The sequence below is a fragment of the Paenibacillus xylanilyticus genome (genome assembly GCF_009664365.1).
Classification (GTDB): domain Bacteria; phylum Bacillota; class Bacilli; order Paenibacillales; family Paenibacillaceae; genus Paenibacillus; species Paenibacillus xylanilyticus_A.
Genome location: NZ_CP044310.1, coordinates 2472186 through 2489309, shown reverse-complemented (window position 1 = coordinate 2489309; position 17124 = coordinate 2472186). Strand labels below are relative to the sequence as shown.

The window sequence follows — 17124 nt, the reverse complement described above, 5'->3', positions numbered from 1 at the left end:
GTTACTGGGATTCGTTCTTGTCGGTACCGATGTCGCCAAGCAGCTTCTCAATCCGGCTACCATAAGCGATCGATTCGTCGATCTTGAATATCAATTCAGGTACATGGCGAAGTCTAATTCGCTTGCCCAGCTCGGAACGCAAAAATCCATTTGCTTTATCCAGTGCTTTAAGCGAGTTATCCTTTTGCTCCTGTTCACCGAAGACACTCAGATAAACTTTGGCTTGCGACAAGTCGTTAGTCACGTCGACACCTGTTACGGTAATGAAGCCGATACGTGGATCTTTCAGTTCGGACTGGATGAGCACGCTCAATTCTTTCTTGATCTGCTCGCCCACTCTACCTGTACGAATCTTGGCCATAGTTGTTCACCTCATGCTTCCTTGCTTATCGTTGTACCGTCTCCATAACAAAGGCTTCGATAACGTCGCCTTCTTTGAGATCGTTATAGTTATCAAGAGTAATACCACATTCGTAGCCTTGAGCTACTTCTTTGGCATCATCCTTGTAACGTTTCAGTGAATCAAGCTTACCTTCGTAAAGAACAATGCCATCACGAATCAAGCGTGCTTCAGCAGAACGTGTAATTTTACCAGAGGTAACCATACATCCTGCAATGGTACCCACTTTACTGATTTTGAACGTGCTGCGAACTTCAGCATGACCGATAACATTTTCTTTGTAGATCGGATCAAGCATTCCTTTCATCGCCTGTTCAATCTCTTCGATTACGCTATAGATGACACGGTGAAGACGAATGTCTACCTGCTCTTGATCTGCAGTTACTTTCGCCTGATTATCAGGACGAACGTTGAAACCGATCACGATGGCGTTAGATGCCGCTGCCAAGATAATGTCGGATTCAGTAATTGCACCAGCACCGCTATGAATGATCTTCACGCGTACGCCTTCAACCTCGATTTTGGCAAGTGAACCCTTCAATGCTTCAACAGAACCTTGAACGTCACCTTTGATAATGACATTCAGATCTTTGATTTCGCCATCTTTGATGTGTTGGAACAGATCGTCCAGTGTTACGCGTGTGTTGGTACCCAGATCGGATTCACGCTGCGTAATCGCACGTTTATCAGCGATAGAACGAGCTTTACGCTCATCCTCGAATACCATGAACGGATCTCCCGCACCTGGAACTTCAGTCAAACCTGTAATTTCTACAGGAGTAGAAGGTCCAGCTTCTTTCAGACGACGACCTTTGTCGTTCACCATTGCACGAACGCGACCGAAGCAGTTACCTGCTACAAAGGCATCTCCAACTTTCAACGTACCATGCTGTACCAAAATACGGGCAACTGGACCGCGTCCTTTGTCCAGCTCGGCTTCAATGACTGTACCACGGGCACGTTTGTCCGGGTTCGCTTTGTACTCGTTCACTTCAGCAACGAGCAGGATCATTTCTAACAAACCTTCCAGACCCATTCTTTGTTTCGCCGAAACGTTAACAAAGATGGTATCTCCGCCCCACTCTTCCGGAACGAGTTCATAGTTGGTCAATTCCTGTTTAACTCTGTCCGGATCTGCACCTGGCTTATCGATTTTGTTAACCGCAACGATAATTGGAAGCCCCGCTGCTTTTGCGTGGTTAATAGCCTCGACAGTCTGTGGCATAACGCCGTCATCCGCTGCAACAACGATGATGGTAATATCCGTTACTTGTGCACCACGAGCACGCATCGCGGTAAACGCTTCGTGACCCGGTGTATCCAGGAACGTAATTTTTTTGTTGTTGATTTCTACCTGATACGCACCGATATGCTGCGTGATACCGCCAGCTTCGCCGCCCGTTACATTCGTTGAACGAATGGCATCAAGCAGGGTTGTTTTACCATGGTCAACGTGACCCATAATCGTTACAACTGGAGGACGGGATTGCAGATCTGCAGGATCATCATTTTCTTCGACAGTCTCGAAGCGATCGTCTTCCACCACAATTTTCACTTCAACCTCAACACCGAATTCGCCTGCAAGCAGAAGAATCGTATCGATATCGAGCTCTTGGTTAATTGTAGCCATAACACCCATACCAATGAGTTTCTTGATAACTTCGGAAGCATCTTTGTGAAGCAGCTTCGCTGTTTCACCCACAGTCATATCACCACGTACGATGATTTTCTTAGGTGTGTTATCAATTTTCTCGCGTTGTTGGTACTGCTGCTGGTTTCTGTTACGGTTGTTCTTGCCACCACGATTACCGCGGAAGTTGCCGCCACGGTTGTCATCGTAACGACGTCCTCCGCCGCCGCCACTGTTTGAACGGTTGCCGTTGTTATTACCGGAATTTCCTTGACCGCCTCTGCGCTGACCTTGACCTTGGTTCTGTCCTTGGCCACCGCTGCGGTTGCCGCTATTGCCAGTGTTGCTTGGTCCAGCACTTCTTACTTGACCGCCACCACTGTTGTTCGTACGTTGTCCTGAACCTTGTGGACGTGAAGCTGTACTGCTCTGTCCGCCTTGCGAAGGTCTGGAGCGATTACCTGTTTGTCCGCCCTGGCTGGAGCCTTGGGCAGAGTTCGTTCTGTTGCGGCTATCTTGGCCGCTGGGTCTTTGGGAGCCGTTGTTATTGTTTGAATTTGGTCTATTGTTCATACCTACCTGCTTTTCCTGTTGTATTTTTGTTTGTACGGGACTACCGGATGAATTACTGTTGTTCGGCGTGTTCGCTCCGCCGGCCGGCTTACTGCTGTCCACTGTTTTTTCACTGCGCACGGAGGAAGTAGCGACTGATTTTGCCTCGCTGCTCTGTTTGGATGCTGCAGTGGATTTTATATCTTTAAAAAATTGTTCCACCTTACCCACTGAACCATTCTCCATGACGCTCATATGATTGTTTACGGGAATATCCAGTTTTTTAAGAATGGTTATAATTTCTTTGCTGCTCATATTAAGGGACTTCGCATATTCATAAACTCGCAATTTATCCTTGTTTTCCTGTTTACTCAATATACTCCACCTCCGACATTATACCGACTTGCTTGGAGATCATTTTTGCAAACCCACGGTCCGTTACCGCAAGAACAACCCGCGTTTCTTTACCGATACTTGAACCCAGACTATCCCGGTCAAATCCGATCACTAGCGGAACTTTGTAGGTTCCGCATTTGTCGCGAAATTTCTTCTGTGTATTGGCCGAGGCGTCACCCGCAACAATAACCATCTTAGCTTCGGAAGAACGGATCGCCTTGAGCACGATTTCTTCACCTGTCACCAGTTTGCCTGCGCGCATGGAGAGTCCCAGATAAGACAACGCTTTGTTATTCATCATGATCACGCTCCTGCGCTGCGATGAAATCATCTTCAACCGAAGCGAAATCAGCAGCCAATTGCTCGTAAATTTCAGGTGAAACCTTGCCTTTCAACGCCCGGTCCAAAGACCGGTTTTTGAGTGCAAGTTTAAAACAGGATTCCTTGCCGCATAAATAAGCGCCACGTCCGGACTTTTTGCCAGTCAAATCGATCAGCACTTCATCCTCTGGCGTTTTAACGATACGGATCAGTTGCTTTTTGGGCATCATTTCTTGGCACGCCACACATTTGCGCAGCGGCACTTTTTTCTGTTTCATACGTTAGCGCCCCCCCGTGCTTTACTTTAATCGACGGAGACGGAATCTTGGTGCATTTCTGAAGAAGAATCTTTTTCTCTGCCGAATTCCTGTTCCGCCTGGCTCTCGCTCTTAATGTCGATTTTCCAGCCGGTCAGCTTCGCTGCCAGGCGGGCATTTTGCCCCTTGATGCCGATAGCCAGGGACAGTTGATAGTCCGGTACGATGACACGGGCCATTTTCTCTTCTTCAAATACTTGAACTTCCAACACTTTGGAAGGACTCAATGCATTAGCCACATATTCGTCTACCTGTTCGGAGTAACGAACGATGTCAATCTTTTCACCGCGCAGCTCACCCACAATGGTCTGCACGCGCATGCCTTTAGGGCCTACACATGATCCAACCGGGTCAACTTCCTCATTGCGGGAATGTACGGCAATTTTGGAGCGGAAGCCGGCTTCACGTGCAACGGAGCGAATCTCAACGACTCCGTCAAAGATTTCAGGAACTTCCAGTTCAAAGAGACGTTTCAATAGACCCGGGTGTGTACGGGACAAGATGATTTGCGGCCCTTTGGTCGTATTCTCGACCTTGGTGATGTATGCCTTAATGCGGTCACCATGAACAAATTTTTCATTCGGCATCAATTCAGTTAACGGTAATGCCGCTTCGATTTTGCCCAGATCGATGTAGATATTGCGCAAATCCTGACGCTGCACCACTCCCGTAACGATATCCTCTTCCTTGTCTACGAAAGCGTTGTAGATCAGGCCGCGTTCGGCTTCACGAATCCGCTGGGTCACTACCTGTTTGGCAGTCTGTGCGGCGATACGTCCGAAATCGCGCGGCGTAACCTCAATCTCCGCAATATCTTCCAGCTGGAAGTGTGGGTTAATTTCACGTGCAGCAGGCAACGAAATTTCGGTGCGTGAATCGAGTACTTCCTCCACGATTAATTTACGTGCATATACACGAATAACTCCAGTGTTACGGTTCATATCAACACGCACGTTTTGAGCGGTGTTGAAATTACGTTTGTAGCTGGAGATTAATGCCGCCTCAATCGCTTCAAACAGCACATCCTTGCTGATCCCTTTTTCCCGCTCCAATTCATTCATTGCTTCAATAAAATCCATACTCATGAATGTTGATCCCCCTTTCAAACATGGCATCTCATACGTAAAACGGCGAAAGGCTCAAAACTCATGAGCACCTTGCCGTTATCGTGAGATGTGTCTTTTTCATTAATAAAGTGAACAAGGCACTTAAAACAGAATGGCCAAGCGCGCACTGGCTACCTTATCATAAGGAACCGTGTACTGCTTCTTGCCTGCTTCGATCACAAGTTCCCCGTTATCAAAGGAAAGCAATTTACCTTCAAACTCCTTCATTCCATTCACTGCTTCGTAGGTCGTAACAAATACGTTTTTCCCTACGGATTTTGCAACATCCTCCGCTTTTTTCAGTGGACGTTCAGCTCCCGGAGAAGACACTTCAAGGAAATAGACGGTTGGAATCGGATCGTTCTCATCCAGCTTGGCGCTCAGCTGTTCGCTGATCAAGACACAATCATCGATGTCGATGCCACCCTCTTTGTCGACATACACCCGTAAAAACCAGTTGCTGCCTTCTTTGACGTAATCGATGTCAACCAGCTCGAAGCCTTGTTCATTCAAGTAGGGTTGGATCATTTCTTCCACGGTAGATTTAATCTTCGTTGTGCTCAAAACCGATAACCTCCAACTTAGGTTACGCCGACATGTTAAGCCGACAATTTCGTAATACCCAAGATTCTTGTATACCAAAGACTAAAGAGTGGGTTTCCCCACTCTTCAGAAATTCGTACTATCTCGTTCACTTCAGAAATTATAACATAGTCTGGTAATAGTGACAAGTAAGCGATCTTTCAGGTCGATTGTGTACTAATGAAGAAAAAATTACGCAACCTTCTGACAGGTGCTTTTTTGACGGGTTAAGCTTCCATTAAAACAGGGATAATTGATTGCTTTCCGGCAGCCCTCGGAAACAGCCCATCCCCGACAATAGTTCGACAATCGTTTTACTTGCCTTGGATTTTTGCTGAAAGTCTTCAATCGACAGAAACTCACCATGATCTCTTGCCGCCGCAATATTACGTGCTGCATTATCACCGATCCCCGCAAGTGCGGAAAATGGAGGAATCAGTGCATTTCCGTCCACGATAAATTTTGTAGCTTCAGAACGGTACAAATCAATCGGCTTGAGTGAGAATCCACGAGCTGCCATTTCCAGAGCCATTTCAAGCACAGGAAGCATGTTTTTTTCTTTTGGCGGTGCCTGGAATCCCAATTGTTCAATTTCAACAATTTTCCGATAGATCGCATCGTACCCCTGACACACCAGCTCGATGTCAAACTCATCTGCACGAACTGTAAAATAGGTTGCGTAGAATTCAATCGGATGATACAGCTTGAAGAATGCAGTACGAACTGCCGAAATAACATAAGCGGCCGCGTGGGCCTTCGGGAACATGTACTGGATTTTGAGACAAGAGTCAATGTACCATTGTGGCACTTTGCAGTTTTTCATCTCATCAATCCACTCCTGAGGCAACCCCCGCCCTTTACGAACACTCTCTGTAATCTTAAAGGCCAGACTTGCGTCCATCCCTGCTTTATAGATGAGGAATAACATGATATCATCCCGGCAACCAATTACCGTTTTAATGTTACATGTACCATTCTTGATCAGTTCTTGTGCGTTTCCAAGCCATACCCCTGTTCCGTGGGACAACCCCGAAATCTGCAATAAATCGGCAAAGGACGACGGCTGGGATTCGACAAGCATTTGACGCACAAACTTCGTCCCCATCTCCGGCACACCAAAGGTTGCAACAGGTGAACGGATCTGTTCAGGAGTTACTCCCAGTGCTTCCGTAGAGTTGAACATGCTCATGACTTTTGGATCATTCATCGGAATGGTGGTTGGATCGACCCCGGTCAGATCCTGCAGCATACGCATCATGGTGGGATCATCATGTCCTAGGATATCCAGTTTCAACAAGTTCTCTTCAAAGGCGTGATAATCAAAGTGAGTTGTTTTCCACTCTGCAGTAACGTCGTCCGCAGGATATTGAACAGGAGTAACATCTTCCACTTCAATATAATCCGGTACAACGACAATGCCCCCGGGATGCTGTCCCGTGCTCCGCTTGACCCCTGTACAACCTGAAGCCAGTCGATTCAATTCTGCTCCGCGCCATTTCTTATGATGCTCTTCCTCATATTTCTTGGCGAAACCAAAGGCTGTTTTCTCGGCAACGGTACCGATGGTGCCAGCTCGAAACACGCTTTTTTCACTAAAGAGTACTTTCGTGTAGTTGTGAGCATGTGGCTGGTAATCACCCGAAAAGTTCAAGTCGATATCAGGAACCTTGTCCCCCTTGAAGCCAAGGAACGTCTCAAACGGTATATCTTGCCCTTCTCCCTTCAGTCTGCCTCCACAGTCGGGGCATTCCTTCTCTGGAAGGTCGAATCCACTTGGTACACTTCCGTCCAGGAACCATTCGCTGTGTTTACATTCAGAGTTTACACAGATATAGTGAGCCGGAAGCGGATTAACCTCGGAGATGCCAAGGAAGGTTGCGACAACCGATGATCCTACAGATCCCCGGGAGCCTACCAGATAACCATCCTGATTCGATTTTTTTACCAGACGCTCCGAGATCAGATAGTTGGCAGAGAAACCGTATTTGATGATCGGCTGTAGCTCTTTCTCTAGACGTGCCACGATGACTTCAGGCAGGTCTTCCCCATATATCGACTTTGCCGTATTGTAGCAGGTGTTCCGAATTTCTTCGTCTGCACCTTCCAATATTGGCGTAAACAGCTTGTCCGGGAACAGCTTGATTTCCTCAAAGCGATCAGCAAGTTCAATCGTATTTGTGACGACAACCTCGTAGGCTTTGTCCTGACCCAGGAACTGGAATTCCTCCAGCATTTCTGCTGTGGTTCTAAAATGGGCATCCGGTTTACGCTGGTCTTTCAGCGGACTGAAACCGGTAATTCCGTGGATGGTAATATCCCGATAGATTTTATCCCTTGGCTCCAAATAGTGCACATTGCCTGTAGCAATAACCGGCTTGTTCAATTTGGCTCCGATATCAACCACTTTGCGAACTGCAAGTTTCAATTCTTCCGGTGTGGCCACGAGTCCCTTATCCACGAGATGCATATACATCGTGAGGGGTTGAATCTCCAAAACGTCGTAAAACTCGGCGATTTCTTCGGCCTCTTCCAGTGATTTATTCAGAACTGCCTCGAAGAACTCTCCTTTTTCACAACCGGATATAATAACCAGTCCTTCGCGCAAGCCGACCAGCTTGGACTTCGGAATACATGGGACACGCTTAAAGTATTCCGTATGAGACAAGGACACCAGCTTGTACAAATTCTTCTTGCCGACATCATTCAATGCGTAAATCCCGCAGTGGAATGGACGTGTATTCGACAAATCAACCCCGACGTAATCGTTCAACCGGTCCAGCATGGTTAAGCCTTTTAACTGGGCTGCATCATTCACGAGTCCATTCAGGATTCCAGCAAGGGCAATCGTATCATCAATCGCCCGGTGATGGCTTTCCAGTGCGACTTTGTATTTATCAGCCAGTGTGTTGAGTCGGTGGTTTTTCATTTTTGGATACAAAAGCCGTGCCAATTCCAGCGTATCCAGTACAGGGTTTGGCAGCTCAGGCATGCCCAAATTTTTAAGGGACGCCTGGATAAAGCCCATATCGAATCGTGCATTGTGCGCGACCAGCACACCATCACCCGCAAACGCAACAAAGTCACGAATGACCGGTTCAAGCTCCGGTGCATCTTTGACCATTTCATCCGTAATGTTGGTCAATTGCTGAATGTTGTACGGAATTCGTTCGTGTGGATTTACAAATGTGGCAAACCGGTCGATCTCTTTGCCCTCTTGCACTTTGACCGCAGCAATCTCAATAATCTTGTTCTGTGTAACGGATAGACCCGTTGTCTCGATATCGAATACGATGTAGGTCGCTGTTTTCAGATCAATTGGCTGTGGTGCCAGAACAACGGCAACGGAATCATTCACTACATTGGCCTCTAGGCCGTATATCATTTTGATGCCGTTTTTCTTCGCTGCTTTGGCTGCCTCCGGATAGACTTGTACTCCACCGTGATCCGTGACAGCAATTGCCGTGTGTCCCCACTCCGCAGCAGTTTTCACATATTTATCGATGGAGGTTACAGCATCCATGGTACTCATGGTTGAGTGCAGATGGAATTCCACCCGTTTCTCCTGCGCGGTATCTTTTCGTGATGGAGGTGCCTTGATTTCGGTCAGATCCGAAGGAATCATGGCCAGTTCAGGAATTTGCATAAATCGGTCGTACTCTACGCGTCCGCGAACCTTGACCCATTTCCCATTGGCCAGAAGGCTCAAGATTTTAACATCCTCTTTTGTCTTCGCAAACATCTTCATTTGCATCGAATCTGTAAAGTCGGTCAGATAGAAGGTAAACAGTGTATTTCCGTTCCGCAGCTCCTTGCGGTCCAGACCAAAGATCGAGCCTTGAAGCGTAATTTTCTTCTCTTCATCCTGAACGTCCTGCATCGGTACAGCCGGCTCTTTGATCTCATAGCCCATCTGCAAGCGTACATCGCCATGATCCTCGTCTTCCGGCGCTTCCATTTCGGTCACTTCGCTCATCATCTGTTCGATGACCTGTCGCTCCTCAACCTTCTTCTGAGCCTGAAACTGTTCCATCGCTTCCTTATTGCTTCCCACTTCACCAACTTGTAGTTTAATGCGGAGCGGGAGATGAAAATATTTTTCATAGAATGTTGTAATCGCCTGATCAATCTGTTTCTTACGCGCGAGCTCCATCGATGTAGAATCACTCATGGTCAATTGCAGCAAATCTGCTTCACATTCAAAGGTAGTTCGGTTCATCCATCCATTTACGGATGGAATCTCGCGAGTGACCCATTCCAGAAACAGATTCCAATATTCACTTACAATATCACTTGGCTGCACTTGCTCTGTATACTTAAAACCAAATGTAATTTTGGCGATATGATTCATTTTCTCCTGAATATGCAGGCTAAACGTACGATAGATCGGTGCAGGAACTAACGTATCCTTACTGATCAGGATATGCCATTCCCGGTTGCTGCGATTCGTCTCTACCTGTTCAATCCATCCGTCCAGAAAATAGGGATCGGTCAGACCTGCAGGCAGTTCTGCCTGTTTCATCAACAATTCAAACCGTTTTCGTTTCTCCTCGAATCCACTCATCGTGTTCCTCCTTGTACCCCCTTAAAACATGAAAAGCTTCTGCAATCAAAAATGTCCCCGATCCGAACCCGCACCGACTCATTTTATCCGACAGAAGCCTTCCATTACTTACTCATACGGTGAATAGTCCTGATGTTAATGATGACCTAGTAGGCTCTTGCAAACACGACTGTGTTCTTCGCCTTTTCACCACAAGCCAGGCACGTATGCTTTTCTTCCGCAGGCTGGAACGGAATGTTCCGGCTTGTTGCACCTGTTACTTCTCTTACTTTATCTTCGCAAGCTTCGGAGCCGCACCAGCCGGCCAGCGTGAAGCCACGTTTGTTTTCCATCAATTCCTTCATCTCATCGAGCGTATCTACAGAGTAGAAGTTGTCCGACATAAATGTGCGTGCACGTTCCAGCATATCAGATTGAACCTGATTGAGCATATCCTGAATTTCTTCCACCAGATTCGCCTGCTCTACTACTTTTTTCTCACCAGTAATCCGAGACACAAGCACACAAACACCATTTTCCATGTCACGAGGACCAATCTCGAGACGAACTGGAACTCCGCGCATCTCGTATTCATTGAATTTCCAGCCTGGACGAACATCACTGCGGTCATCCATTTTAACACGAATGCCTGCTTTTTTCAGTTCAGCGAACAATTCGTCCGCACGACCCACAACGGCATCACGCGTTTTTGGCGGTCCAATCGGAATCATCACGACTTGGGTTGGTGCCACTTTTGGAGGAAGTGCCAGACCACGATCATCACCGTGCACCATGATCAGCGCACCGATCAAGCGTGTACTTACGCCCCACGATGTCGTATAGGCATGCTCAAGTACATTTTCACGGCTGAGATACTGAATTTCAAATGCTTTGGCAAAGTTAGTACCCATGAAGTGAGAAGTTCCGGCCTGTACGGCACGTCCATCTTTCATCATCGCTTCGATGGAGTATGTATCCACCGCACCTGCAAATTTCTCTGAAGGCGTTTTTTGACCACTGATAACCGGGATAGCCAAATACTCTTCCACGACTTCGCGATAGATTTCAAGCATGCGCATCGTTTCCTCACGTGCTTCTTCTTCCGTTTCGTGAGCTGTATGACCTTCCTGCCAGAGAAATTCGCTTGTCCGTAGGAAAGGCAATGTTCTTTTCTCCCAACGAACAACGTTAGCCCACTGGTTGATCAGAACAGGCAGATCACGATAGGATTGAATCCATTTGGAATACATGTGACCAATGATGGTTTCGGAAGTCGGACGAATTGCCAGACGTTCTTCCAGCTTTTCACCACCAGCTTCGGTAACCCAAGGCAATTCCGGGTTGAATCCTTCAACATGCTCTTTTTCTTTTTGGAAAAAGCTCTCTGGAATGAACATCGGGAAATACGCGTTGCGATGGCCCGTTTCGCGGAAACGACGATCAAGTTCATCCTTGATATGTTCCCAGATCTCAAATCCATCCGGCTTGAACACAATACATCCGCGAACCGGCGAATAATCCATCAGATCGGCCTTTTTAATAACATCAATGTACCAACGGGAGAAATCCTCGCCCTGTGGTGTGATTTCAGTCACGAATTGTTTATCATTTTCCTTTGACATAAGACTCCAGCGTCCTCCCATAACGACCCGCTCTGCAAATTCAGAGTGTAGTCAAACCATAATTATCCGTTAATTAAACGTAGTATATCATTATATGTTACAGCCAGCATCAGTACAAACAGCATGGCAAAGCCTATAAAGTGAACCATACCCTCACGGTTAGGATCAACAGGGCGTCCTCTTAGCGCTTCAATTCCAAGGAATACCAATCGGCTGCCATCCAGCGCAGGTATTGGCAACAGGTTGAAGATTCCAAGGTACAAACTCAAAATAGCCGCCCATCTTGTTAGCTGTTCAATGCCCTGTTTGGCAATCTGACCTGTTACTTCAAATGTACGTACCGGTCCGCCAATGTCGTCCATGTTAAACTGATTAATCAGATGTTTGAAACCTTCAAAGATGACTTTTGTGGTATCCACCATGGCTAAACCTGATACTTTGAACGTTTCTGCAAATCCAACAGATCGGGTTGGCAGTGTTGGCACAATTCCTACCTTACCACCCTCTTGTCCCTCTACAGTCCGGGGGGTAATCGTTATATTGAATGTTTCTTCTCCCCGACGCAGGGTCCATTCCATTGGCTTGTCTTTCGACTCAGCAATCATAGCCACCATTTTTTGCGAATCCGTACCTATAGCCGTACCATTGATAGTCTCAATGATATCTCCTTCTTTCAGGTTGGCCTGGTCGGCAGCGCCGCCCTCAAGTACTTCACCGATTTGCAGATTTTTAGGGTTTTCCACCGGAACTCCGGCCATTTGTGCATACACAGCAAACAAGACAAAAGCCAGAATGAAGTTCATCAATGGTCCAGCAAAAATCGCCATCGCCCGTTGTCCAACCGTCTTGCTGCCAAACTGCCGGTCTTTCGGAGCAATCTGTGTTTGTTTACCGCGACTAACGAGCATTGCTTGTGGATGTATGCGGTATTGTTGTACCTCTCCATCAACATCCAATTGCATTTTCAACGCATTCTCCATATCAATGGAGATCACTTCGCCACGTATTACATTTTTACGATTATCCAATTGGTCCAAATAAATCATTTTCACTTGATCATCCGACGGTCTAACCGCAATGGTCTGACCCTCTTGGATTTCTACAAGCTCGGGGTCTTCACCAGCCATGCGTGCATATCCGCCAAATGGAAGCAAACGCAATGTAAACTGGGTCTCGTTTCTTTTATATGAGAACAATTTGGGACCAAAACCGATCGCAAATTCCCTTACAAGAATACCGGCGCGTTTGGCAAAATAATAATGCCCCCATTCATGAACCGTCACGATGACAAAGAACATGAGCACCGTTAGAAATACAACTTGTATGGTTTCCAATCCCTATCCATCCTCCTTCACGGCACGAACCGAAGTCTGTCCCTTTAGATTATCATTATTCCAAGGTGCCGCACAAGAGAATCACTTCTTCCATATTTGTGATGAAAAAAGGATTACAGACTAAAAGCATGTTTACGACTTTCCTGGTCACATCTTGCAATTTCTTCGAGATCAGGATTGTCCACATTGCGGTGTGCATCCAGCACGGAAGCAATAATATCCTCTATTTTAAGGAACGAAATCTCTTTGCGCAAGAAGCGTGCTACAGCAACCTCATTCGCGGCATTAAATGCCGTAGTTGCAGTCCCTCCCATTTTACCACACTCATAAGCGAGTCTTAAACAAGGGAACCGTTCCATATCCATCTCACGGAATTGCAGCTTGCCTGCTTGGGCCAAAGATAGTCGCTGTGCTGGTGAAGGCAGCCGATCCGGATAAGTTAACGCGTACTGAATCGGAACACGCATGTCCGGATTGCCAAGTTGAGCAATGATGCTCGTATCCTCAAATTCAACATAGGAGTGTATGATACTCTCTGGGTGAAGCAGCACGTCAATCTGGTCATAGGTCAACCCGAACAACCAATGAGCCTCTATCACTTCCAAGCCTTTATTCACCATCGTTGCGGAATCAATCGTGATTTTGGAGCCCATCGACCAATTGGGATGCTTCAGTGCATCTTCAACCGTAACATTCTGCAGCTGTTCACGTGAGTAATCGCGGAAAGAACCCCCTGAGGCCGTAAGGGTAATACCTGCTACCCGGTTACGGTTTTCTCCGTTCAAACATTGAAATATCGCAGAGTGCTCGCTATCGATCGGCAGCAGAGAGACACCCTTTTCCACAGCTCGCGCCGTCACAATATGTCCTGCCGTCACCAGTGTTTCCTTATTAGCAAGCCCTATTTGTTTGCCTGCTTCAATGGCAGCCAGTGTTGATTCGAGCCCTACGCTCCCCATGACAGCTGTCACTACAGTATCTGCGTCTGTCCCGGCCGCTACTTCTACCAAGCCCTCTTTTCCATAGAAGAGCTGCGTTCCCGCAGGTAAGTGCGGGGCGACCGTCTCAGCCAATTCTTTGGTTCCTACCGATACCTTTTTTGGCCGATAGCGATTGGCTTGTTCGATTAAAAGTTCAGTATTTCCTCCGGCAGCCAAACCCTCCACCTGAAAAAGCTCAGGATGCATGTCAACGACATCCAATGTTTGAGTTCCAATCGAACCGGTGGATCCGAGAATTGCTATTTTCTTCATGCTGCACCTCATCTTTATTTATCCATTGCGTGCATAATTTCGAATCCATTTGTTATACACGTCTTATGTTCAAAACATTAGTAAGGCAGAAGCATTAATATATGTACAAATGGAAACACAACAATCCAGCTGTCGCACCGATCCAGAATACCTCCATGCCCAGGAAGAAGGTTGCCGGAATCCTTAATATTGTACACACGTTTGTAAGCGGATTGGATCAGGTCTCCCATTTGGCCGACTACAGCACAGGCGAGGCCAATCCATATTGCTCTCTGCCAAGATAACAAGCCATCCGATAACATCGCAAACACAACAGATGTTACAATAGCAATCACAATACCGCCCAACGCGCCTTCCACTGTTTTGTTAGGACTTATTGATGGCCACAATTTGTTCTTCCCCATAAGTTTCCCAACAAAGTAGGCACCTGCGTCACTGGCCCAGATCGAGCCTAATAATAGGAATGTCCAAAATAGCCCGTGATGAAGATGTCTGGACTCAGCAATATAATAAAAACCGATGCCTATATACAGCACACCCAAAAAGAGCATGGCTATTGTATTCACAGGAATCCTGTTCTTGGTTATCACCGAGGCCGTCATTAAAACAAGCATAACCAGCCAACTAATCTGGAACAGCGTCAGCGGTCTGCCTTCCCACACCATTTCCCATGGAAAGACAAGTGCAAAAACACCTGCATATCCAATCAGGGCTACACCTGAAAAAGGTTGTACCCCCGTCATTTTCACAAATTCATAATAACCGATGAGAGCCATAAGCAGTACCAGGCCATGATACCATGGTCCGCCCAGCATGCAAAAACCCAAAAACAACACACCTGCTACTATCCCTGTCGTTAATCGCTGTTTCAACGGCTTCATCCTCCATCTATTTCAAACCGCCGTAACGCCTTGTTCTGCGCTGATATTCGGCTACTGCTTCAAGCAAGTGCTGTTTGCCAAATTCGGGCCAGTATATATCCGTAAACCATAGCTCGCTATATGCAAGCTGCCAAAGCATAAAATTACTGAGCCTTAATTCTCCACTTGTCCGGATTAACAGATCCGGATCAGGCATATCCACAGTCAACATATGTTTGTCTATGAGCTCAGGTGTAATGTCTTCTGCCGAGAGTTCCCCCGACTGGACCTGCAGCGCAATCTGCTTCACACAGTCCGTCATTTCTCGTCGACTTCCATAATTCATTGCAAAATTCAGTACAAGCCCCGTATTGTGTTCCGTGAGACGAATTGCTTCACGTAGGGCATTAACGGTATGTGAAGGTAACTTCTCTTCCTGCCCCATCATGCGTATGCGGACATTCTTCTCTATAAGTTCATCTAACTCAATCGCCAGAAATTCTTGTGGAAGTCTCATTAGAAAATCCACTTCTTCTTTTGGACGTGTCCAGTTTTCTGTCGAAAAAGCATACATCGTCAGATATTTGATGCCCAGTTCATCCGCCGCGATGGTTGCACGTTTTACTGCCTTCATGCCATTCTGATGCCCAGCTATGCGTGGCAGACCCAGACGTTTGGCCCATCGACCATTCCCGTCCATAATAATAGCAACGTGCTGCGGGATATTATCCTCGGATATAGTCAGCGTTTCCTGCTTTTCAGCCCCATTCCACCACGACCGAACCCGTTTGATCATTCCTGTTCCTCCAAAATCCCTGAAGTTTCTTCACCTGAAGACTAGAAAAAGAGACAAAACCCCACCGTATTGGAGGGGCTGCGCTTGTCTTACACTTCCATAATTTCTTTTTCTTTGGCAGCGAGTACCTTATCGACTTCAGCAATAAACTTGTCGGTCGATTTTTGGATATCGTCCTGATGTCTCCGGGACTCGTCCTCGGAAATCTCTGACTTCTCCATTTTTTTGATATCATCATTCGCATCACGACGAATGTTACGAATCGCAACTTTTCCTTCTTCGCCGAACTTTTTCGTCAGTTTTACGAGTTCTGTTCTGCGCTCCTCCGTAAGTGGCGGAATGGACAAACGAATCATGTTACCATCGTTGGCCGGTGTCAATCCCAGATCCGACTTCATGATCGCACGTTCGATTTCGCCCATAGAAGATTTGTCCCATGGCTGAATCATCAGCGTACGGGAATCTGGTGTGCTAATATTCGCGAGTTGATTAAGTGGTGTCATTGCTCCATAGTACTCTACCTGAACCCGGTCCAGCAGAGCTGGAGTTGCACGTCCTGCACGCAAAGTGGCAAGATCACGACGTAACGCTTGAATTGCTTTATCCATACGTTCTTCGGCATGTTTTTTAACCGCTTCTGGCATTAATCTACACTCCCTTTAACGATTGTTCCGATACGTTCACCCAGAACTACACGTTTGATGTTACCTTGTTCTGTAATGGCAAATACGATCAACGGAATGTTGTTGTCCATACAGAGTGAGGACGCCGTCGAATCCATTACACCAAGATTTTTGTTAAGTACATCGAGGTAAGTCAATTGCTCATATTTCTCAGCTGTACTATCCTTGAACGGATCGGCCGAGTATACGCCATCAACTTTGTTTTTAGCCATCAGGATGACTTCTGCTTCGATCTCCGCTGCGCGCAGTGCTGCTGTTGTATCCGTGGAGAAGAACGGGTTACCTGTACCTGCTGCAAAAATAACGACACGGCCTTTCTCCAGATGACGAATGGCTCTGCGACGGATATATGGCTCTGCAATTTGCTGCATGGCAATTGAAGTCTGTACACGGGTAGGCACTTCAATCTGTTCCAATGCATCTTGCAGTGCTAGCGAGTTCATTACTGTAGCTAGCATTCCCATATAGTCGGCTGTTGCTCGATCGATGCCGTTTTCGCTGCCGGCGATTCCACGCCAGATGTTTCCGCCACCACATACGATGGCAACCTGCACACCAAGTTCAACAACTTCTTTTACCTGCTGAGCAATCGACGAGATCGTCTCTGCATCAATACCATAGCCGTTTTGACCGGAAAGGGACTCCCCACTAACCTTTAAGACAACGCGTTTGAATACTGGCTGTTCCAATTGTTCACCCTCCACTTTAAACTTGAGCACCTTCGGTGTTCAA

14 protein-coding genes are annotated in these 17124 nt (G+C 46.9%); all 14 read right to left on the bottom strand.

The window, feature by feature from the left end; genetic code table 11:
- Position 1: 1 nt before the first annotated feature.
- A complete protein-coding gene (gene rbfA, locus F4V51_RS11270; RefSeq protein ID WP_095358595.1) occupies positions 2–361 on the bottom strand; it encodes a 30S ribosome-binding factor RbfA in 360 nt (119 codons plus the stop codon).
- Positions 362–386: 25 nt separating this feature from the next.
- Positions 387–2957 (bottom strand): translation initiation factor IF-2, encoded by a 2571-nt coding sequence (gene infB / locus F4V51_RS11265; protein WP_153978027.1) that lies wholly within the window; start codon positions 2955–2957, stop codon positions 387–389.
- Positions 2950–3279: a L7Ae/L30e/S12e/Gadd45 family ribosomal protein gene (locus F4V51_RS11260; protein ID WP_170948040.1), complete on the bottom strand. Its 330-nt coding sequence runs from the start codon at positions 3277–3279 to the stop codon at positions 2950–2952. Before F4V51_RS11260 ends, infB begins: the two co-directional genes overlap by 8 nt.
- Positions 3269–3577 (bottom strand): RNase P modulator RnpM, encoded by a 309-nt coding sequence (gene rnpM / locus F4V51_RS11255; RefSeq protein ID WP_095287722.1) that lies wholly within the window; start codon positions 3575–3577, stop codon positions 3269–3271. The genes F4V51_RS11260 and rnpM overlap by 11 nt, the downstream gene beginning before the upstream one ends.
- A gap of 26 nt (positions 3578–3603) precedes the next feature.
- Complete coding sequence (gene nusA / locus F4V51_RS11250) at positions 3604–4701, bottom strand: transcription termination factor NusA (protein WP_095287723.1); 1098 nt, start codon at positions 4699–4701, stop codon at positions 3604–3606.
- Positions 4702–4824: 123 nt separating this feature from the next.
- Positions 4825–5286: a ribosome maturation factor RimP gene (rimP, locus tag F4V51_RS11245; protein WP_095287724.1), complete on the bottom strand. Its 462-nt coding sequence runs from the start codon at positions 5284–5286 to the stop codon at positions 4825–4827.
- Positions 5287–5542: 256 nt separating this feature from the next.
- The gene (locus tag F4V51_RS11240; protein ID WP_153978026.1) at positions 5543–9865 is read right to left on the bottom strand and encodes a PolC-type DNA polymerase III; all 4323 of its coding nucleotides are present in this window, start codon (positions 9863–9865) and stop codon (positions 5543–5545) included.
- A 146-nt stretch (positions 9866–10011) separates the two neighbouring features.
- Positions 10012–11466 (bottom strand): proline--tRNA ligase, encoded by a 1455-nt coding sequence (gene proS, locus F4V51_RS11235; RefSeq protein ID WP_153978025.1) that lies wholly within the window; start codon positions 11464–11466, stop codon positions 10012–10014.
- A gap of 62 nt (positions 11467–11528) precedes the next feature.
- A complete protein-coding gene (gene rseP / locus F4V51_RS11230; RefSeq protein ID WP_153978024.1) occupies positions 11529–12800 on the bottom strand; it encodes an RIP metalloprotease RseP in 1272 nt (423 codons plus the stop codon).
- A 113-nt stretch (positions 12801–12913) separates the two neighbouring features.
- On the bottom strand, positions 12914–14053 hold the full coding sequence (locus tag F4V51_RS11225; protein WP_153978023.1) for a 1-deoxy-D-xylulose-5-phosphate reductoisomerase: 1140 nt from the start codon (positions 14051–14053) through the stop codon (positions 12914–12916).
- Between the two features lie 77 nt (positions 14054–14130).
- A complete protein-coding gene (locus F4V51_RS11220; RefSeq protein ID WP_153978022.1) occupies positions 14131–14925 on the bottom strand; it encodes a phosphatidate cytidylyltransferase in 795 nt (264 codons plus the stop codon).
- A 16-nt stretch (positions 14926–14941) separates the two neighbouring features.
- The gene (locus F4V51_RS11215) at positions 14942–15709 is read right to left on the bottom strand and encodes an undecaprenyl pyrophosphate synthase (RefSeq protein WP_095358604.1); all 768 of its coding nucleotides are present in this window, start codon (positions 15707–15709) and stop codon (positions 14942–14944) included.
- An 89-nt stretch (positions 15710–15798) separates the two neighbouring features.
- Positions 15799–16353 carry a ribosome recycling factor gene (gene frr, locus F4V51_RS11210; protein ID WP_095287800.1) on the bottom strand — a complete coding sequence of 185 codons (555 nt, stop codon included), beginning with the start codon at positions 16351–16353 and terminating at the stop codon, positions 15799–15801.
- Positions 16353–17081, bottom strand: coding sequence for a UMP kinase (gene pyrH, locus F4V51_RS11205; protein WP_095287801.1), 729 nt, complete (start codon positions 17079–17081; stop codon positions 16353–16355). The genes frr and pyrH overlap by 1 nt, the downstream gene beginning before the upstream one ends.
- Positions 17082–17124 lie beyond the last annotated feature (43 nt).